This window comes from bacterium (assembly GCA_024228115.1).
GTDB lineage: Bacteria > Myxococcota_A > UBA9160 > UBA9160 > UBA6930.
In genome coordinates this window covers 16,810-35,678 of the sequence record JAAETT010000621.1, presented here as the reverse complement: position 1 = coordinate 35,678, position 18,869 = coordinate 16,810, and the positions used below count along the sequence as shown (strand labels likewise).

Sequence of the window (18,869 nt, the reverse complement as noted above, 5' to 3'; positions counted from 1 at the left end):
TCTCACGCGCCAAGTCCAAGCCTGGCAAGACGATCGCAACCGAACGACGAAGGGCGTCGACTGGCAATTCACGACCCAACAAGCCCGCGTGAAACTGCGACGACTCTACCCCCAGCTTTTGGTGTGACAAGGGACTAGTGAGTATTCCGCTTCTGATCGGCGACCACCTCTGTCGCCAGGTCTCTGGCTTCGTCTTTCGGGATGCCGAGAATCGCAAGGGCGCGTTCGAGTACGCGTGCGGCGTGGTCGGGCGGGGCGTCACCTCGAACGATCCGACGAACGGACATCAAGGTCAGACCCGCGAGGACATCCAGTGTGACCTCGTCGGCGCCAAACTCGAAACGTCCCTCGTCGAAGCCCGAGGAGAGATCCTCTCGCAGATAGCCAACCATCTCGCGAGAGTAGGAACGGCGATGATCGATCAGACGTAGAACGACGCGACCCCAGTTCGGATCTTCCGCTGCGCGATTCAAGACTCGAAGCGTGGCGAAGGCAAAGCGTCGCGCTGGGTCCTGGTCCGTGGTCTGGGCGGCGGATTCCGCGGCCAGTGAAGTGAGTGAGTGGTCCGCCAGTGCGTCGATCAGTTCGTCGCGGTCGGTGAAGTAGTTGTAGAAGGTGCCGTTGGAGACCTCGGCCCTCGCGACGACATCGCTGATGGTGAGCGCCTCGCCCTTTTCGGCGAGGACCGCGATGCCCGCCCCGATCAACTGATGGCGGGTCCGTTCTCGCTTCTTGTGGCCTCTAGAGGGCTTTCCTTCGGCCTGAGGGGCGGTCATGGGCCGAGTAGAACCGAAATTGGGGGAAAAGTCAATATTGACATAGTTCCCAGAAATGCTGTATGAGTGGGTTTCAACCGAAATGTGCATCAGGGCGAGGGCAGCGGCATGGATCTAGGGATTGCGGGAAGGAGCGCGATTGTCTGCGCTTCGAGTCGGGGGTTGGGGCGCGCTTGCGCCGTTGCGCTGGCCCAGGAGGGCGTCGCTGTCACGATCAACGGGCGAACTCCTGAGTCGCTCGAGGAAACTGCCGACGCGATCCGCGGCGCCACATCGGCCGAGGTCCAAACGGTCCTTGGCGACATCGAATCGGAAACCACGCGTTCGGCACTCCTCGAGGCCTGCCCCCAGCCCGACATTCTCGTGAACAACAACGGTGGGCCTCCGCCGGGCCGGTACCAGGATTGGGATCATGACGCCTGGACCCGCGCGCTCGATTCGAACATGATCGCGCCGGCCTTGATGATCCGTTCCGTTCTCGATGGCATGGTCGAACGGCGCTTCGGGCGGATCATCAACATCACCTCCGCGATGGTGAAGACACCCCTGGCACCGATGGGTCTCTCGACGGGCGCACGGGCGGGGCTGACGGCACTCAGCAAGGGGCTTTCGCGGCAGGTCGCCAGTGCAAACGTCACGCTGAACAACCTCCTGCCGGAACGCTTCGATACGGATCGTCAGAAATTCATGGCCGAGATGCGTTCGAAGATGGGTGGCGTGAGCATCGACGAGGCCTACGAAGAGATGAAGAAGACGATCGCGGCGGGTCGGCTCGGTCGCCCTGAGGAGTTCGGTGCGGCATGCGCCTTCCTGTGTAGCGCGCAAGCGGGTTTCATCTCCGGCCAGAATCTACAACTCGATGGCGGGAGCTACGCAGGCCTCGTCTAGAAGACCGTTCTGAAGCGTTCGGCTCGGCTTCTTCGCCCAGCGAACGCTTCCAATCCCCAAAGGAATACCCAATGTCTCGAATCGAAGTTCCCGTCTTGATCGTGGGTGCCGGTCCAGTCGGTTTGATGGGAGCGTTGCTCCTTGCACGTCAGGGGCTGGAGGCTCGCCTCATCGATCGGCGCGAAACGCCGATTCGCGCACCGGCTGCGCATGTCGTCAACGCGCGCACGTTCGAGATTTGCCGCGCCGTAGGTGTCGACATGGACTCATTCGCAGAGTTCGCCGCTGATCCGAAGGATGCGGGGCACGTGAGGTGGGTGACGAATCTGGCGGGAGAGGAGATCGGTCATCTGCCCTTCGAGCGTCAGACCGACGAGGTGCTGCGCCTTACGCCGACGCCGCTTCGAAATGTTGCGCAACACCGTTTCGAGGCTGTGCTGCGCGATACGTTGCCGAAAGTCGGTGGTGAAGAAATCCAATACGGCCAGCAGTGGGAGAGCTCAGAACAGGACGAGGAAGGTGTGACCTCACGGATCCGCGATCTCGCGACGGATGAGGTCTGCGAGATCCGAAGTCGGTACGTCATCGCTTGCGATGGTGCAGGCAGTCGCATTCGGAAATCTCTCGGTATCGAGATGGTCGGACCGCAGAGTCTTCAGAATTTCGTGATGATCCACTTCGAAGCGAACCTTCGAGAGTTGGTGAAGGAACGACCGGCTGTTCTGTATTGGCTGACGGATCCCAGCTCGCCGGGGGCACTCGTCGCGCACAACATCGACCGGGAATGGGTCTACATGGTTTCCTACGATCCGGATGGCGAAACCGAGGCTGACTATCCGGTGGAGCGCTGCGAGGCGCTCGTGAAGGCGGCGATCGGAAGTGATGAGGTTCCGGTCAAGATCGAGACGATCAGCACGTGGGCGATGAGCGCGCAGATCGCCGATGGCTACCGGGATGGGCGGATCCTGCTCGCTGGAGATTCGGCACACCGCTTCCCGCCGACCGGGGGGCTCGGGTTGAACGGGGGCGTCCAGGACATCCACGATCTCGTTTGGCGATTGGCGGGGATCGAGGCGGGCTGGGCACGAACGGGCTTGCTCGACTCCTACGAGACCGAGCGCCGACCGGTCGCGATGAAAAACGCCGACAACAGCCTTCGCAATGCGATGAAGATGTTCGAAGTCGTTCAAGCGCTTGGGCTCGACCAGGAGAATACGACGGAGCGCATGCGTGCCACGCTCGATGATTCCGAAGGTCGGGCTCGGGTCGAAGCGGCCATTGCGAATCAGGCGGACCATTTCGACACAATCGGGCTCCAGTTGGGCTTTCAGTACGACGCTGGCGCGATCGTGTCCGACGGGACGCAGTCGCCGGAAGGTGTGGATCAAGTCCGTGACTTCCTGCCGTCCGGCCGCCCGGGTGGCCGCATACCCCATGCCTGGCTCATGCGAGACGACAAGCGTATCTCGACCCTCGATCTGCTCGAACTCGATTCGTTTACGCTGATCACGACAGTGCAGAACGACGCGTGGGCGGCCGCTGCGTCTCTGGTCTTGGATGCTCCGCTTCGATACGTTGCGCTCGATCCTGCGCAACTATCGGATGAAGCGCGTTGGTTGGAGGAGTCGGGGATCGGCTTCGACGGCGCGCTGCTCGTCCGTCCGGATCAACATGTGGCCTGGCGATCAGCCTCGCTTCCGAAAGACGCCTCATCGGTTCTTCGCGAAGTCATCGCGCAGATCATCGAGGGTCGAACCTCATGAATGGAGAGAAGATGACTACGCCGCGCCTTGCGTTGGGACACTCGACATTGGCGGCCCGAGACCTGGATCGCCTTTCGGCATTCTATTGCGACGTGCTCGGCTTTCACGTCACCAATCGCGGCCCTGTTGGCGGTGACGGGTCCGAGCTCGCCTTCTTGAGCCAGGATCCCAGCTTCCATCACCAGATCGCCATGACGGGCGGTGTGGCTCCGCCGGACGCGGCCTTCGTGATGGTCGACCATCTGGCTTTTTGCACGGGTACGCTCGACGATCTTCGTACGATCCGCGCAAAGCTGGTCGACGCCGGAGTGGAGGGGATCATCCCGATCTGCCACGGCAATGCCTGGTCGCTGTATTTCAAGGATTGCGAAGGCAATGGGATCGAGTGCTTCGTCGACACCCCCTTTCATGTGGCCCAGCCCTTCGCTGAGGGATTCGATCTCGACAAGAGCGATGAGGAGATTCTGGAGGCGACCCGCGAACGAGTTGCGTCGGACCCGGAGTTTCAGCCGATGTCGCAATGGCAGGCGGAGTTCACGAAGCGCCTCCAGGAGTCGTGACGAGGGCTGGGCGCCGAGATCCGCTCGTTCGAATACGTTGAACAGAACGAGCATTGACTGACGCAGCTTCGGATCGCGTGTGGTGGAAGGCAAGAACATCTCCTGATCCGGTACCATTGGCTCCGTAAGACTGCGGATCCCGGCCGTTCTTTCGGCGAGTCGCGTCAGAAACGGAAGGCGAACAGTTCGCGCGATGTCCATCGAAAAGACAGACGACTCGCCGGCGCGAAGATTCGAGATCGAAGGTGAAGATCTCGGATATCCCACACTCTTTCGCGACGGTGCATCGGCGGCTGCTCTCTTCGTCGTGGATGCCCACGCCGCGCAGCAGCTGATCGAGGAGACGGGATTCGAGATCGCCGAGATCGCTCCGGGTAGAGGAATCCTTGCCTTTACCTGCGTCCACTACACGGATACGGATTGTGGCGTCTACGAGGAGACCGCCCAGGCCTTCTTCGTTCGGCCGCTGGGCTCCCAAGGGTCGATTCTCGGTTCGGTTCCGGGAGTCGGCCGCTACCTCTCGACCTGGCGTGATTTCCTCTCTGGCCGGGTCGCCAGCTATACGTGGCGGCTCCAGGTCACGACTCGCCTTTCGCAGCAATGCGGCCTGCAGATGTGGGGCTTCCCCAAGGAAATCGCCGATATCGAGTTCGAGCAGACGGGCGGGAGGCTTCGCTGCTCCCTTCGAATGGAGGATCGTCTGGTCTTCGATTTCGCGATGAAGGCCAGCGGGAGCAAGACCCCGGCGTCGATCACGTCGCCGGTCTACTCGATCTACCAGGGTGCACCGCACGTGAGTCATCTCACCCAGAGCTATCGGGAGACCGGCTATGCGTTGGGCGGTGCCACGATTTCGCTGGGTGACCATCCCCTGGCCGACGCGCTCCGCTCGCTCGGGCTTCCGAAGACCCCGCTCCTGGCCACTTGGAATGGGCACCTCCGCTTCAGCATGACCGCGCCGGAGAAGCAGTCTTGACTCGCGAGGGTGTGTCCGGAATGAATGCGCCATGGGTGATGATCCGATGGCGTTGATCGGCGCACGCGATCTTCTCTGCGTCTGGACCCTTCGCGAGTTCAAGATGCGCTACGCCGGTTCGGCGCTCGGGCTGGCCGCTATCGGTCGTACTCGGCGAACTTCGTGAGTAACTCGCGAAGAAACCTGCCGTAGGGCTCCGCATCGTCTTCGAGGTCACCGGTGAGGCCCAACGAGCCGGGCGCGAGTACGAACTCGCGAACGGGTTCGAAGAAGAAAGGGATCGAAAGGCGCTCGGCGGGCGAGAGCAGCACGCGATGGCGGGTTGCGATGAAGGCCCGATCGGTGATTCGCTCGAAAGCAAGGCCGGTATTGACGACGAACACGTCGGGATCGAACGGTACGTCGTGCCACACGCGCTTCCGATCCCGCACCTGGAGCCCCGCCTGAGCGTCCTGGTAGAGGATCGTCAACAAGCCACTATCGACGTAGGTCTCACACGCGAGTGCGACACCGTCCTCGCGCGATACTTCGATGGGAGCCTCGTGCTGCCCCCTTGGCGGATAGAAGTTGAGCCGCAGCGTGCTCAGGCTTCGCGGTCGATGGAAGGCTTCGGCGATGCGATTCGGATCGCCGCCGAGCGCGGCCACCATCGCTCCCACGAGGACGCCGCCAAGGGAGGAAAGGGCGTCGAAGTATCGCTCGACGGTCGCACGCCAGCCCCTACCGAGTACGGTCGGAAACCGGTTCACCTCGCTGTAAGGCCCATCGAGGAGAGCGTCCATCTGCGGGTCGCCGGTAGCCAGGGCGGGCTCTCCGATGTCGAAGCCCTCTTTTCCGGCGGTCGAACTTGGGAAGTAGCCGCGGTAGACGTTCGTGGTTTCCCTATTCCACGGTCGCGGCGAGACGGATGTCTTGGTCTCGATGCCCAGGGCGAAGAAGGCACGCGCGGCCGCGTCCATCTCGATCATGAGATCCGGTGGTACGCCATGGCCACAGACGGTCATGAAACCGAGGTCGGCTCCGGCCGTGCGGATCTGTTCGAGCACGGAGTGGCTACGCGGCGCCTCGAACCCCTCCTCGAGAAGGGCGGAGATGTCGATGCGCGGGATCATTGCGACCTAGTCCTCGCGGCAAAGGATGAACCAACCCATGACGCGCTTTTCGAGACGATGGGCCTCGCCGATCGACACGTGGGCCGAGACGCGCCGCATGTAGTCGCGCGTCTGGTGGTAGACGAAACGCTGAAGACCGCTGGAGTTGGGCTTCACGGGAGGCCAGCCGGGTGCCTTGCCGTCCTCGGGCGGTGTCATGAAGTAGTCCACGACGATCGCGCCGCGCGGGTCGCGCCCGCCGTCGTCGGTTTCGCGGGCGACGAAATAGCCCGGACCGATCAAGGGTCGAACGACCGTCTCGTTGTAGCCGTAGCAGACATCGTCCCGGTCGGCGGGCTTGCACCAGCGTTTCTCGAAGTTCCGAAAGGCGGGCTGGCTGTTCTTGCCGTGGTGGATCACCTGGGTGAGCGGCGGCGTGCCGTCCGGCACGAAGAAAGCGAAATCGAGAGGCGGCGAGGAGGCGGCAGCCTGGAAGAGCCGGTTCTGGTCGGCGCCCGAGAGGCTCCGGACTTCACGAAGCCGCTCTTCGTGGGAGAGCGAATCAAGGTGCTGGGAGATTTCCAGGATCTTCGCTTCAGAGCGGACGAGGTCGATGAGGCTCATGGGGGTCCTTTCGGATCAGGAATCGCTTCGAGTACGGGAAGCCATAGCGCCTCGTGATGGAGCTTGCCCGTTCGGATGCCATGCCCGCCCGCGCATTGCCCTATCATCGACCCCGATGCGAATGAGCCTCGCGGTTCTGTGGATCCTGTGCTGCGTCGTGCCGGCGGGGGCGGAGACGTTTGCCGAGCGGCAGAACGGCGCCGCTCGGGTGAAGGCGGCCCGTGCGGCCCGAAGCGATGCGGTTCAGCACCTCTTCGTCGACAAGGCCGTGGCCTACCCGGCGAAGGCCATGCTGCTGCGGGCGTTCAAGGCCGAGGGCAAGCTCGAACTCTGGGCGGGCGAAGACGCCGACGCCCCCCTGGTGCGCATCAAGACCTTCCCGCTGCGAGGGATCAAGGATTCGCCACCCTATCTTCATGATGGCCGGCTCCTGACGCTCGAGGATACCGTCGAGTTCTTCAACCTGGTGCTGGAGTTGAAGCTCGACCCGACGGCCAAGAACGATCTGGTGGCGTTCATGCGAGTGCTCTAGGTGCATCGCCGGATAGCCCGTCCGTCCACACGGCCTGGCATGCGGCGTGGTGGCTAGAACCCCAGCTGCTTGGCCATGTAGAACAGCATGGTCTCATCCGATCCGCCGCCGATGCTGATCAGCCGGGAATCGACGAAAGCGCGGCCCGCCATGCTCTCTTTCATGTAGCCGTAGCCGCCGTGAAATTGGATGCATTCATCGGCAACCCGACGACATACGCCGCCACAGAAGAGCTTCGCCATCGTGATCAAATTCGTCGCGTCTTCACCCGCTACGCGCTTTCGTACGCAGGAATTCACCAGCTCCTTTGCTGCCGCGAGCTGGGTATAGAGCTCCACCATCTTGAACTGGGTGTTCTGCATCTTTGAGAGCGGCTTACCGAAGAGGACACGCTCCTCCGCCCAGCTTCGGGTTTCTTCCCAGAGCAACATGCTGGCGGAGACCGAGCTGACACAGGCGACCAGGCGTTCGTCCTGGAATTGCATCATCTGCTGCTGGAAGCCTCGACCGATTTCGCCAATCGTGTTGGCCACCGGCACCCGAACATCTTCGAAAAAGAGCTGCCCCGTATCCGAGCCCCAGTTTCCGATCTTGTCGAGTAGCTCATACCGGAAGCCGGGCGTCGCGGTTGGGACGATGATCTGCGAGAAGCCTCCATATCCGGCGTCGGGGTCAGTCACGGCCAGGAGGCAGAGCCAATCCGCCGTGGCCGCGTTGGTGATGTAGATCTTCGAGCCATTGATCACCCACTCTTCACCATCGCGAACGGCGCGCGTTCGGACACCGGAGACATCGGAACCGGCGTCTGGCTCGGTCACGGCAATGGCGGAGATCATGTCGCCGGCGATCGAGGGAACGAGGAATCGTTGTTTGAGCTCTTCACTTCCGAACTCGGCAAGGGAGGGCGTCGCCATGTCCGTGTGGACACTGATCCCCATCGTCACGCCGGCGTTGTCTGCACGGCCCAGTTCCTCGAACATCACCGCGGAGTACGACCAATCGAGACCTGCGCCTCCGTAATCCGGGTCATAGCGAAGGCCTAACATGCCGAGGTCACCCATCTTCTTGAAGAGTGACGTATCGAAGCGGCCCATCTGGTCGAACTCCCGAGCACGGGGCCGTAGCTCCTGCTCGGTGAACTTGCGGACGGTCTCGCGAAAGAGTTGGTGTTCGGGGGAGTTCAGCGGGTCCTGGCTCATCGGGTGGTCCTCGAAATGATTGGGCTTCGACCGTCTACGGCGCTGCTCGGTTGGTCTATTACCGCGCGTGGTAATATCGGGGGATCAGATTACCTGTCGTGTTACCTGTCTGTCAAACACGCTCACGTTTTCCAGGTGCTGCTCCAGGACGCCCGAGAGGTAGGCCTTCCCTCCGATCTGATCGCGGTTGGCTCTGGGCGGGTTCTCAATCGCAATCGGCTTTTCTGGCGATGGCGCGCAGCAATTCGATCGTCTCCATCTCGGGATGGGTGTCTTCACCAGGAGATGTTCCGTATGCGCGGTTCGCCGAGAGCTTGACGACGACGGTCTTTCGGGAAGGGTCGACGTAGATGAATTGGTTGTAGACGCCGATCGCTGAGAACTCCCCGCCGTCTCCTTTGGGAATCTTCCATTCCTTGTGGCGTGCAAACAGCGCCTCGGTCGAAGGAGTGTACGCCAACGCTGCTTCCTCATGTGCGGATCGCGGCTCGGATTCGATAGAATGGTGGCTGGATCGTCAGTGGCGCCAAACGATCGGGCAAGCCAACCAGGATTGGAGCCGGCCCAGGTTCGAGCCCGTCCCGCAGCCACTGCGCCGCTCCCTGCACTGACCACGGATACCTCAGGAGATGCATCGATGAAGATGACCACGGAAGAGGCCTTTGTGAAGGTCCTGCAGATGCATGGCATCGAGCATTCATTCGGCATCATCGGGTCTGCCTTCATGCCGATCTCCGATCTGTTTCCGAAGGCCGGGATCACCTTCTGGGATGTCGCCCACGAAACGAACGGCGGGTACATCTGCGATGGCTACACGCGAGCGAGTGGCAAGATGGGGATGGCGATCGCACAGAACGGGCCCGGGATTACGGGCTTCGTGACGGCGATGAAGACCGCCTATTGGAATCACACACCGATGCTGCTGGTGACGCCTCAGGCTGCCAACAAGACGATCGGGCAAGGCGGCTTCCAGGAAGTCGAACAGATGGCGATGTTCCGGGACATGGTCTGCTACCAGGAAGAAGTACGTGACCCCTCTCGCGTGGCCGAGGTCTTGAACCGGGTCATTCTCAAGGCCTGGCGCGGCTCCGCTCCGGCCCAGATCAATGTGCCGCGCGATTTCTGGACCCAGGTCATCGATATCGAGCTTCCCCAGATGGTTCGGTTCGAGCGCCCGGCTGGCGGCCGGAACGCGATCGCAGATGCGGCGGGCCTGCTCTCCGCAGCCCGGTTTCCGGTCGTCCTGAACGGCGCCGGCGTCATCCTCAGCGACGGCATCCCTGCGTCGCAAGCGCTAGCCGAGCGCCTGAGCGCCCCGGTCTGCTGTAACTATCAACACAACGATGCGTTTCCCGGCAGCCATCCTCTCGCATGCGGTCCGCTCGGCTACAACGGTTCGAAGGCGGCCATGGAGTTGATCTCCAAGGCGGATGTCGTGCTCGCTCTGGGCACACGGCTGAACCCCTTCTCCACGCTGCCCGGATATGGCATCGACTATTGGCCGACTGAGGCCAAGATCATTCAGGTCGACATCAACGCTGATCGCATCGGACTCACGAAAGATGTCGCTGTTGGCATCGAGGGCGACGCGAAGCTAGTGGCCGAACAGATCCTGGGTCAGCTTGCGGCCGACGCTGGAGACGCCGGTCGCCGGGAGCGGGAAACCCTCATTCGGGAGACCAAGGCGAGTTGGCAGGCCACCCTCGTGAAGATGGATCACGAGGATGACGACCCGGGCACGACCTGGAATGAGCGCGCGCGAGGGCGCGATGCCGAACGCATGTCGCCGAGACAAGCCTGGCGTGCGATCATGGAAGCGCTCCCGAAGGATGCGATCATCTCATCCGATATCGGGAACAATTGCGCGATCGGAAATGCCTATCCGTCCTTCGAGTCCGGGCGGAAGTACCTGGCTCCGGGTCTATTCGGGCCGTGCGGTTACGGCTTTCCCGCGATCATCGGCGCAAAGGTCGGGTGCCCAGACGTCCCGGTGGTTGGATTCGCGGGCGATGGTGCCTTCGGAATTTCGATGAGCGAGATGAGTTCCGTCGGGCGTGAGAACTGGCCCGCGATCACGATGATCATCTTCCGCAACTATCAATGGGGCGCAGAGAAGCGGAACACGACGCTCTGGTACGATGACAACTTCGTAGGGACGGAGCTCGATCCGCAGGTGAGCTATGCACGCGTCGCCGAAGGCTGTGGCCTGACGGGCGTGACGGTCCAGACGCCGGCGGAGATGACCGAAGCGCTCAGGATCGCATGCAAGGGCCAGGCGAATGGGGTCACGACCTTCATCGAGGTCTTGCTCAATCAGGAGCTTGGCGAGCCCTTCCGCCGGGATGCCATGAAGAAGCCCACCGTGGTGGCCGGGATCGATGCCGCGGACATGCGCCCGCAGCGCTCGGGGGGAGAGCACTCCTAGGCTGCCTGCTCAGCCAAGATGCTCTACGAACCAGCTTGTCGCGGCCTCTGAGGCCCGCGTGAACCACGGCTCGTCGGCATACACATCAAAGTGGCCACAGGCGAGACGCACGAGGTCGGCGGGCTCGCCCGCACGCGCAAAGGCCGCCTCCACCTCCTCGATCGATATCAGCGAGTCCTGTTCTGCCACGATCATTCGGAGGGGCGTGGGAGCAATCAGTTCGATGGCTGCGGCCGGATCGTACTCGATCATCCGCTCGACCGACTCGATGGTGACGGCGTTCTGCCAACTGGGTGCGATCGAATCCCCTTGTTTGAGGAACCAGGCGTAGGCATCAGGCGTGCCGAGCACCGCCGGCGATCCGGGTGGGCCAACCACGGGGATGTAGTTCACTGCGCCATCGGGGTAACGGGCCACTCGGTCGAGGGTCAACAGGCCTAGCAAAGCCCGCAGCCCCTCCACTCCCGCGGAACGAACAGCCTGTCGCCAGATCCCGAGTGCCGGCACCTGTGCGACCGCGGCCTTGATGCGGCGATCGAAGGCCGCCAGCTGGAGCACATGCCCTCCGCTGAAGGAGGATCCCCAGGCGCCGATTCGTTCCGCATCGATTTCCGGTCGGCCTGCGAGCCAGCTGATGGCGTTCCTGTAGTCCTCGTGCTGCTCGGTCGGGAAGATCTGCCCACGCGGCTCTCCCGGGCTCGCTCCGAGGAACCGGAAATCGAAGACCAGCACGGCGAAGCCGGCCGCCCGAAAGCTCTCGGCAAAGCGGTCTAGGAACATCTCCTTCACGGCCGAAAAGCCGTGAGCCATCACGATTGCAGGGGATCCGTCCTGGGCGCCGGGGCGCTCCGGATGGTAGAGCCAACCGTGGCAGCGCGAGCCACGACTCGGAAGCTGGATGTCTTCTCGCATTCTCCGGTTCCTCCCTGAAACTTGCTTGCCTAGCCCGAACTGAGCACAGATCGCGATTCCGACGGTGCCGCGGGGAGCCGGAGCAGGAATGCGATCGCGAACGATGAAGCCATGACCGCGACCCAGAAGAGTACGGCCGCGTGGTAGTTGCCGGTCGTTTCGAAGATGGCACCCGGGATGATGGGAGCAGCCCCGATCGTCACGATGGTTGCGAGCTGGAGCAGTCCATAGAGCGTTCCGAAGTTCTCCTGCCCAAGGACAGCCATTGCGACGACTGGCATGACGGCCACCTGGGTTCCGACTGCAAGGCCGTGCAGCGCCACGAACGACCAGACTGCGATGCCGGAGCTGCCGACCAGCAGTAGTGCAGATCCTGCGATCTCGAAGAACAGCGCCAGCCTCAAGGTGGCCATCAAACCGAGGCGATCGGCCAACAAGCCACCGCCAAGCTTTCCGATCGCCGAGACCCCGATCACCGCGCCCAGCGCACCTGCCGCGAAGGTGACCGCGTGGCCCTGATCGGCGAGATAGGGAACCAGATGGACCTGGATACCGAAGCTCGCCAAGCCGGGAAGCATCAACACGCCTACCATCGGCCATAGGCCGGGACGGCGAAGTACGAGGCCCAGCTGGAGAGGCTGCCTCGGGGTCGCTTCCTTCACGTCATTGGAAGGGGAGGGCTTCTGCAGACGGCCGCGCGGCAGCGCGAAGAGCACGCAGACGATCGGGGTCAACAACGTGGCTCCCCCCATCGCGAGGTAGGTCTGGCGCCAGCCGAGGGCGTTGATCAGTTCCTGAACGACGGGTGCCAAGACCAACGCCCCGAGGCTCGAACCCATCGTCACGATGCCGAGTGCCAACGCGGTGCGATGGGGCACCAGGACTGTCACCGCCACCGTGACCGGCAACATGGCACCGAACGCGAACCCCGGACCAAGGAGGAGGTTCGCAACCACGAAGTGCCACGGTTCGCTCATGCCGATCAGCACCCCGAAGCCCCCGGCCAGAAAGGCCGTTCCGATCGTGATGGGAACCCGCACACCGTATCGGTCGACCATCCATCCGACACCCGGCGTCACGAGCCCTGCAGTGACCGCGCCTACCGCGATCCCGGTCGAGAGCCCCTGGCGAGACCATCCCTCACTGGAGGAAAGCTCGTTCAGGAAGACACTCACCGTGTCGATCCCGCCTCCGATGACCACGAACTCGATCACGAAGCACGCCAACAGCAGAGGCCAGGCGGCTCGAAGGGAGGCCCACGTGCTTGGCTGCTCGCTCAACTCGCGCGCCTTCTCGGACGGTTCTCGTTAGTTGACGAGAAAGGAAACGAGAAGCCTGGCTCGCACCCGGTCGGGTTCGGAACGTCCGGGTACGGTTTCTTCAAAGCGTCCTCGCTCACGGGAGGGCGAAGGGTAACGATCTTGCCCGGATCTCCGCCGCTGGGGCGTTTCGGGGCATTCCGTTCGCCGGTACCCCGATGATCAGCGGACGATCGGTATCGATGATGGGGTAGGCGCGCTAGTGGCTAGGGAACACGCCGCGCAACGCACTCGATCTCCACGGCCGCACCCAGCGCAAGCACCGCGCCGCCGACCGTGATCCGAGCCGGGGGATCCGTGGGGAAGAACGCGCCGTAGGCCTCGTTCATTTCCCCGAAGGTGCTCATATCCGCCAGGTAGACGCTCACCTTGACGACATCCTGGAGGCTGGCACCGGCCGCCTGCAGGATGGTCTCGATGTTCCGGAGCGTCTGGGCCGTCTGCGGTCCTGTGCCACCGGCAGCCAGGTTGAAGGCGTCTCCGATCGTGCCCAGGGTCCCCGATACGAAGATGAGATCACCTGCCACCGTGGCATGGGAGAACTGTGGAAGGCGGCCAAGGCCCTCCGCGACGACGGCCCGGTTGGGTTCTGAAGACATGGCGACTCTCTCCTGTTCCCCGGCAGCCGTGATGCAACCGGCCAGCGCCAGCCCGAACGCTACAACACCAAGCCTGGTGATCCAGAATGGGTGCCGCGCTCGCGCAGGGCGATGGGGCGTGATGCTGTCTTCCACCTCATTGCCGAGAGCCTGCCCGGAACGCATGGTTGCCATGGCGAAATCGTAACGATCGGTCGCGGAGCGCGCCTCGAGGCCGAGAACGAACGAGCCACTCTAGTAGGCATCTCCCCAGCGATCTGCAAAGACCATCTTCTCGACGGGCCGCCTCGAGACGGGTCCATGCCCGCGCCCGACCGGATAGCCCACCGGAACCGCCGCAGCCGTGCACCAGGGATCAGGAATTTCGAGAAGCTCCCGCACTTCGCTCTCCACCTCGCAGAGCAGCGTGGTGAGTACGCAGCCGAGACCTTCATGGCGGCAAGCGAGGAGCAGGTTCTGGATCGCGGGATAGATCGAGGCGCCGCCGACGACCGAGAGCCGATCCAGATCCTTGTCCGTCACCGCAAGGCCGTTCGGATTGAAACATTGCACCAGTACGGCAGGCGTTTCGGCAAAGTGATCGGCCAGGTAGTCCCCCGCGCCGATCATCCGCTCGTTCTTCTCTCGGACCGGTTCGGGTGCGTCCTTCAGGAGTGCGCGATGCCCCGAGCTATAGGCTTTCCAACGCGCCGAATACAGGGTGCCGAGTGTCCGTTTCTTGTCCTCGTCCGCAACGACGACGATTCGCCACGGCTGCACATTGCCACCGCTCGGCGCATAGGTGGCAGCCTCGAGGACCCGCCGCAACACGGCGTCGGGGATGGGATCGGGCCGTAGGCGCCGCACGGCCCTCAGCGTCTTCATCGTCTCATAGAAATCCATGCTGTCCTCCCGTTCGATCTCATCTCTCGCGCGTTACTCCTGGCGGAGCGCTGAAGCCTTCGATGCCGGGCTCGGCTCTTGCCCGGCTCTCAACGCCCGCGGAATTGCGGCTTGCGTCTCTCGCGAAGAGCGGCCAGGGCCTCGGCGTGATCTTCGCTCTGGAAAGTGACGATCTCGAGCGCCGTCGATGTATCGAACGCGACGTTCAATGCGTCCTTGACCAGCTTGTTCACCGCCTGCTTCGTATAGCGAATGGCCAGTGGCGCACCGCGGGTCAGCTTTTGTGCGAAGGCCAGCGCCTGCGCCTGCAGCTCTTCGCTTCGTACGACGAATTGCACCAGACCGAGGCGCTCGGCTTCCTGCGCGGTCACCGCGTCTCCGGTCATCAGGTACCGCTTGGCCTGGCTGGGGCCGAGCACCAACGGCCAGATGGCGGCGCCTCCATCGCCGGCTACGAGGCCGACGCGGACATGCGGGTCGGCGATCGTGGCGCCTTCCGCGACGAAGAGGGTGTCGCAAAGCAAGGCCAGCGACGCGCCCAGCCCGATCGCGTGCCCATTGAGAGCGGCCACGATCGGAAGCTCGACATCGAGCAGGTCCCAGATCATCTGCTTGGCATCGCGCCGCAAAGCCTCGAGTTTCTCGAGATCATCGAGGGACGGGAACCAGTCGAAATCGCCTCCGGCGCTGAACGCGCTGCCGCGCGCGGTCAACAGTACGGCGCGGGCGCGGCGTTCACGCTTGAGCTCGCGAAAGAGCCGGGTGAATTCGTCGTGTAGGAGCCCATCGACCGCATTGAGGTCACTGGTCGGATGGTCGATCACGATCTGCAGTACGTCGTCCAGACGTTCGAAATGGAGGGCCCGGTAGCCTTCGTATTCGTTCTCGGCCGAGTCGCCTGTAGTCCGATCCGTCATGGGGGCAGCATGCTCCTTGTCGCTCTGACCGGTAGAGTATCAGCCCATTTCCAGATTCCATGCTCGGATGTCCGAGCCGAGATGGCACGCGCCGCCATACCGAGCGCCGGGCCAGCCCAACCCACCGGACCGAGGAACCTTCGATGAGCCCTACCTCTCCGCTCGACCGAGCCCGCGAACTGTCCGCGGGGATCCGGACAAGAGGGGACGAGATCGAACGCGCCCGCTGTGTTCCGGCCGATATCATCGAAGACCTCCGACGGGCTGGGCTCTTCCGGCTCTGTATTCCGAAGGCGCATGGCGGCATGGAGGTCCCACCGCTCGAGACCCTGCGCGTCATCGAGGAGATTGCCCGTGCCGACGGTTCGACGGCCTGGGTCTTGATGGTCGGCTCGACCACGGCTCTCCTTTCGGGCTACTTCCCAGATGAATGGGCGAAGAAGATCTACGCAGCCGATCCCAATGTCATCAGTGCCGGTGTGACGGCACCGAACGGGCGAGCGCGCCGGGTCGGTGGGGGCATCGAAGTGACCGGCCAGTGGCAATGGGGTAGCGGCTGCCACCACGCGGATTGGTTGGTCGGCGGCTCGCTGCTCGTCGATGATGCCGGCGAACTCCTCCGCGACGAGAACGGTGCCCCACAGCATCTCCTACCCATGCTGGCGGCGGACCAGGTCGAGATCCTCGACACCTGGTACGTCCACGGGATGGCAGGCTCCGGGAGTACGGACTTCAAGACCGAAGGGGCGTTCGTGCCAGAAGGACGCTGGCTGCGGTTTGGTGTCGACGGGCCGCGCTTGAGGGGGCTCTACCAGTTTCCACTGCTCGGTTTTCTCGGCCTCGGGGTCTGTTCGATTTCGCTCGGATTGGCGCGCCATGCCATCGACGAATTCGTTGCAATGGCGGATACCAAGGTTCCGGTCGCCAGCTCCCGAACTCTCGCCCACCGCGGCTACGTCCGATCTTCGCTGGCCGAAGCCGAGGCCGCCGTGCGCTCGGCACGAGCCCTGTTGAAGGAATCGGTCGAGTCGGCCTGGACAGCCGCCGCCGCGGGTGAGCCGCTCACGATCGATCATCGGCTGCAGCTCCGCCTGGCGACCACCAACGCGTCGCGGCAATCGGCGAAGGCGGTGGACCTGATGTACGACGCTGCAGGCGGTACGTCTGTCTATGAGCGCTACCCGTTGGGCCGCATCTTTCGCGACATGCACGTGGCCACACAGCACATCATGGTGGCTCCTCCGACCTACGAACTGGTGGGACGTATGCTGCTTGGGCTCGATACGGACGTAAGATCACTGTAGCCGGTACAGCGTCGCGGCAATCTGATCCCAGCCTGTGAACCAAGGCGGCGGTAGCGGTTGCTTCGGCGCGGAGCTGGAATGGCTCACTGGAGCGTCGCCTAGCCGAGTTCTGCGACCGCCCGATGAGCCTCGTCGATTGCGCAGTCGAGGTAGGCACGGCCACCCGCATCGGAGTTCGCGATGGCGATGCGGCCGAAGCGCTGGCGACCTTCCACGTGGGCGCGCTTCTCTTCGGGAACGTCGGGATCGAAGAGCGGGTTGTGCGAATAGGAATAGCCGTGGGGCCAGCGGTTTACGGTGATGCCGGCGATGTCGACGGCCGGATCGAAGCCGGCCGGCCCGAGCATACCGGCGAGCTGGGTCCGCGCGCCGCGCTCGATCTGTTCGAAGGAAGTCGCAAGGAGTTCGTGCCGGCCGGCCCGATGCTGGTCCCTCGCACTCAGCCCCGGCTTGCCGGGAACGCGGTTCATGTGGAGGGCGATGGGCTCATCCGGCCCTTTCGAGAACTGCACGCCTCCGAGACTCACAGGGAAATCGATCATCAGCTGTCGGTGATAACTGCCCGGGCAGTGGGCCAGGCCGACGCCGAGTTCGCGAAAGGCGCGCCAGTTCTCGAGGAAGGCGTTCGTGTAGACCAACGGCACCTTCACCAGGGATGAAAGCGCCTCACGCTGGTTGGCCGGGAGCTCCGGACAGAGATGCGGAATCACCATGTTGTAGCAGGCGAGTACGACGTGCTTGGCTCGCACGCGCTCGGTTCGCCCGCCGCGCACATAGGTGATCTCCACGTCGTCGGCCGTGGCAGGGTTGCCGCCGTGTTGCACCCGAACTGCCGTGCTGCCGAGGCGCAAGCGCACCGGCGAATCCTCCTGGTCGAGCCGGGCGTAGTCGAAACGCGCGCCCACGATGTCTCCCATTCCCGCGCCGGATGCGACCGCGGGAATGAGGCGTCTCACCAGCAGACGCGCGACCGAGGCATTGCCATCGGGGAAATGATAGGTGTAGGGCTCAGTAGACCAGCGGATCGCGCGCTCGATCAGCCAGGAGAATCGACCGAGCCCGGTTCCGCCGAGGCCGGGGAGGCCGAAGCCGAGGCAGAGGAGAGCTGGACTCGCGTCGGTCCCGAGGCCGAAATAGCTCGCCGCCATGTCCTGCAGCAACGCGTGGACCTGGGGATCGCGGATTTCGAGGTGCCGGGTCAGCAACTCTTTGTACGAGATGCGCTCGAGATAGTCGGGCTCCGCAAAGATCGAGATCTCGTCGAGCCGATCCTCGCTGATGTTCACGAGCCGGGTCAACTCCGACTTCGCTGCAGCCGAAATGGGCATCTGGGCAATGGCCGTTTCGTTCTCGACGCCCGAGCTGGGAAGGGGCAGGAAGAGCGATGGGTCGATGAGGTCGTTCATCACCAATCGATCGACGCCGTAGTTCTCGGCGTCGAAGTAGACGCCCATGGCGAGCCCATGCCTGCGATAGAAGTCCTTGTCGTAGGCTCCGCTGAGGGCCTCCACGTCGATCTGGAGATCGTTCAAGAGCTGTTTGGCCACATCGCTGTAGCTGCCCGGCGCCTCGAGGGATTGGCTCCCACCGTAGACGAGCTGGGTTTGCCCGCCGACCGTCAACTCGTTGCGCTTGGCATGGCCGCCGAAATCGTCGTGGTTGTCGAGCAGCAGCACCCGTGCATTTTCACCGTGGCTCGCGCGGTAGAAGTGCGCGGCCGAGAGGCCGCTCACGCCAGCGCCCACCACCACGAGGTCGTAGACCCCTCCGTCGGGCTCGGTCGCTGCGCCCCAATCCGTGCGGCGATTCCACGCAAGATCGTGGGCCACTTCGAAGCTTCCGACGTGGCTGCCCCGCAGCCCCGTCAGCGCAGGTGGGTAGGTGGTCTGCGGCGTGGCTTCATTTGCAGATGCACGCTTCGGAAGCAGTCCGCCCGCAACGGCTACCGCGCTGCCTTGCAGGAAATGGCGGCGACTGATCGGGCGATCCATTCCCAAATCGCGGTCGCGTCCCGTGCTCGTCTCGTCCGCCATTCCGGCTGAAGTTAGCACCGGGAGGTGTCTTCTTGGCATGCCACGGCAAGCCGAACCGTCCGACTCGCC

The 18,869-nt window shown here is 63.3% G+C and carries 16 protein-coding genes and 1 pseudogene; 7 read left to right on the top strand and 10 right to left on the bottom strand.

The genetic code is table 11. From position 1 onward, the window contains the following. Positions 1 to 134: 134 nt before the first annotated feature. Positions 135 to 776 (bottom strand): TetR/AcrR family transcriptional regulator, encoded by a 642-nt coding sequence (locus GY937_26010; protein MCP5060170.1) that lies wholly within the window; start codon positions 774 to 776, stop codon positions 135 to 137. A 108-nt stretch (positions 777 to 884) separates the two neighbouring features. Between GY937_26010 and GY937_26005 the strand changes: the two genes are divergently transcribed. The 4 genes from GY937_26005 (at position 885) to GY937_25990 (ending at position 4,963) form a co-directional block, all read left to right on the top strand. After that, the gene (locus tag GY937_26005; protein MCP5060169.1) at positions 885 to 1,664 is read left to right on the top strand and encodes an SDR family oxidoreductase; all 780 of its coding nucleotides are present in this window, start codon (positions 885 to 887) and stop codon (positions 1,662 to 1,664) included. A gap of 71 nt (positions 1,665 to 1,735) precedes the next feature. Next, positions 1,736 to 3,427: a hypothetical protein gene (locus tag GY937_26000; protein ID MCP5060168.1), complete on the top strand. Its 1,692-nt coding sequence runs from the start codon at positions 1,736 to 1,738 to the stop codon at positions 3,425 to 3,427. Between the two features lie 11 nt (positions 3,428 to 3,438). Further along, positions 3,439 to 3,987 carry a VOC family protein gene (locus GY937_25995; GenBank protein MCP5060167.1) on the top strand — a complete coding sequence of 183 codons (549 nt, stop codon included), beginning with the start codon at positions 3,439 to 3,441 and terminating at the stop codon, positions 3,985 to 3,987. 193 nt (positions 3,988 to 4,180) lie between these two features. Next, complete coding sequence (locus GY937_25990) at positions 4,181 to 4,963, top strand: acetoacetate decarboxylase family protein (GenBank protein MCP5060166.1); 783 nt, start codon at positions 4,181 to 4,183, stop codon at positions 4,961 to 4,963. Between the two features lie 137 nt (positions 4,964 to 5,100). Here the strand turns inward: GY937_25990 and GY937_25985 are convergent, their stop codons facing one another. Continuing rightward, entirely contained in the window at positions 5,101 to 6,075 is a 975-nt protein-coding gene (locus GY937_25985) for an isopenicillin N synthase family oxygenase (protein MCP5060165.1), read from the bottom strand. A gap of 6 nt (positions 6,076 to 6,081) precedes the next feature. Beyond that, the gene (locus GY937_25980) at positions 6,082 to 6,678 is read right to left on the bottom strand and encodes a hypothetical protein (protein MCP5060164.1); all 597 of its coding nucleotides are present in this window, start codon (positions 6,676 to 6,678) and stop codon (positions 6,082 to 6,084) included. Positions 6,679 to 7,045: 367 nt separating this feature from the next. On the opposite strand from GY937_25980, the pseudogene GY937_25975 reads away from it, so the two are divergent. Continuing rightward, positions 7,046 to 7,210 (top strand): annotated as a pseudogene (locus GY937_25975) (cytochrome B6). Between the two features lie 53 nt (positions 7,211 to 7,263). Here GY937_25975 and GY937_25970 read toward each other — a convergent pair. Continuing rightward, the gene (locus GY937_25970) at positions 7,264 to 8,409 is read right to left on the bottom strand and encodes an acyl-CoA dehydrogenase (protein ID MCP5060163.1); all 1,146 of its coding nucleotides are present in this window, start codon (positions 8,407 to 8,409) and stop codon (positions 7,264 to 7,266) included. 637 nt (positions 8,410 to 9,046) lie between these two features. On the opposite strand from GY937_25970, the gene xsc reads away from it, so the two are divergent. Continuing rightward, a complete protein-coding gene (gene xsc / locus GY937_25965) occupies positions 9,047 to 10,834 on the top strand; it encodes a sulfoacetaldehyde acetyltransferase (GenBank protein ID MCP5060162.1) in 1,788 nt (595 codons plus the stop codon). 9 nt (positions 10,835 to 10,843) lie between these two features. Here xsc and GY937_25960 read toward each other — a convergent pair whose 3' ends face one another. The 5 genes from GY937_25960 to GY937_25940 all read right to left on the bottom strand — a co-directional run bounded on the left by GY937_25960 (position 10,844) and on the right by GY937_25940 (position 15,463). Further along, positions 10,844 to 11,746, bottom strand: a complete 903-nt coding sequence (locus tag GY937_25960; protein MCP5060161.1) for an alpha/beta hydrolase — start codon at positions 11,744 to 11,746, stop codon at positions 10,844 to 10,846. 29 nt (positions 11,747 to 11,775) lie between these two features. After that, positions 11,776 to 13,026, bottom strand: coding sequence for an MFS transporter (locus GY937_25955; GenBank protein ID MCP5060160.1), 1,251 nt, complete (start codon positions 13,024 to 13,026; stop codon positions 11,776 to 11,778). Positions 13,027 to 13,271: 245 nt separating this feature from the next. Next, complete coding sequence (locus GY937_25950) at positions 13,272 to 13,838, bottom strand: RidA family protein (GenBank protein ID MCP5060159.1); 567 nt, start codon at positions 13,836 to 13,838, stop codon at positions 13,272 to 13,274. Positions 13,839 to 13,898: 60 nt separating this feature from the next. Continuing rightward, positions 13,899 to 14,546: a nitroreductase family protein gene (locus tag GY937_25945; GenBank protein ID MCP5060158.1), complete on the bottom strand. Its 648-nt coding sequence runs from the start codon at positions 14,544 to 14,546 to the stop codon at positions 13,899 to 13,901. An 89-nt stretch (positions 14,547 to 14,635) separates the two neighbouring features. Next, positions 14,636 to 15,463 carry an enoyl-CoA hydratase/isomerase family protein gene (locus tag GY937_25940; GenBank protein ID MCP5060157.1) on the bottom strand — a complete coding sequence of 276 codons (828 nt, stop codon included), beginning with the start codon at positions 15,461 to 15,463 and terminating at the stop codon, positions 14,636 to 14,638. Between the two features lie 143 nt (positions 15,464 to 15,606). Here GY937_25940 and GY937_25935 point away from each other — a divergent pair, with 143 nt between their 5' ends. Further along, the gene (locus tag GY937_25935; GenBank protein ID MCP5060156.1) at positions 15,607 to 16,767 is read left to right on the top strand and encodes a hypothetical protein; all 1,161 of its coding nucleotides are present in this window, start codon (positions 15,607 to 15,609) and stop codon (positions 16,765 to 16,767) included. A 98-nt stretch (positions 16,768 to 16,865) separates the two neighbouring features. On the opposite strand, the gene GY937_25930 is transcribed toward GY937_25935, so the two are convergent. Continuing rightward, the gene (locus tag GY937_25930; GenBank protein ID MCP5060155.1) at positions 16,866 to 18,800 is read right to left on the bottom strand and encodes an NAD(P)-binding protein; all 1,935 of its coding nucleotides are present in this window, start codon (positions 18,798 to 18,800) and stop codon (positions 16,866 to 16,868) included. Between the last annotated feature and the right edge of the window lie 69 nt (positions 18,801 to 18,869).

Excerpts from the sequence above, each read along its gene's own strand:
- GY937_26010 (MCP5060170.1), bottom strand. The coding sequence starts at position 776 with ATGACCGCCCCTCAGGCCGAAGGAAAGCCCTCTAGAGGCCACAAGAAG.
- GY937_25940 (MCP5060157.1), bottom strand. The coding sequence starts at position 15,463 with ATGACGGATCGGACTACAGGCGACTCGGCCGAGAACGAATACGAAGGC.
- GY937_25970 (MCP5060163.1), bottom strand. The coding sequence starts at position 8,409 with ATGAGCCAGGACCCGCTGAACTCCCCCGAACACCAACTCTTTCGCGAG.
- GY937_26000 (MCP5060168.1), top strand. The coding sequence starts at position 1,736 with ATGTCTCGAATCGAAGTTCCCGTCTTGATCGTGGGTGCCGGTCCAGTC.
- GY937_25930 (MCP5060155.1), bottom strand. The coding sequence starts at position 18,800 with ATGGCGGACGAGACGAGCACGGGACGCGACCGCGATTTGGGAATGGAT.
- GY937_25935 (MCP5060156.1), top strand. The coding sequence starts at position 15,607 with ATGAGCCCTACCTCTCCGCTCGACCGAGCCCGCGAACTGTCCGCGGGG.
- GY937_25960 (MCP5060161.1), bottom strand. The coding sequence starts at position 11,746 with ATGCGAGAAGACATCCAGCTTCCGAGTCGTGGCTCGCGCTGCCACGGT.
- GY937_26005 (MCP5060169.1), top strand. The coding sequence starts at position 885 with ATGGATCTAGGGATTGCGGGAAGGAGCGCGATTGTCTGCGCTTCGAGT.
- GY937_25985 (MCP5060165.1), bottom strand. The coding sequence starts at position 6,075 with ATGATCCCGCGCATCGACATCTCCGCCCTTCTCGAGGAGGGGTTCGAG.
- GY937_25945 (MCP5060158.1), bottom strand. The coding sequence starts at position 14,546 with ATGGATTTCTATGAGACGATGAAGACGCTGAGGGCCGTGCGGCGCCTA.
- GY937_25995 (MCP5060167.1), top strand. The coding sequence starts at position 3,439 with ATGACTACGCCGCGCCTTGCGTTGGGACACTCGACATTGGCGGCCCGA.
- GY937_25990 (MCP5060166.1), top strand. The coding sequence starts at position 4,181 with ATGTCCATCGAAAAGACAGACGACTCGCCGGCGCGAAGATTCGAGATC.
- xsc (MCP5060162.1), top strand. The coding sequence starts at position 9,047 with ATGAAGATGACCACGGAAGAGGCCTTTGTGAAGGTCCTGCAGATGCAT.
- GY937_25950 (MCP5060159.1), bottom strand. The coding sequence starts at position 13,838 with ATGGCAACCATGCGTTCCGGGCAGGCTCTCGGCAATGAGGTGGAAGAC.
- GY937_25980 (MCP5060164.1), bottom strand. The coding sequence starts at position 6,678 with ATGAGCCTCATCGACCTCGTCCGCTCTGAAGCGAAGATCCTGGAAATC.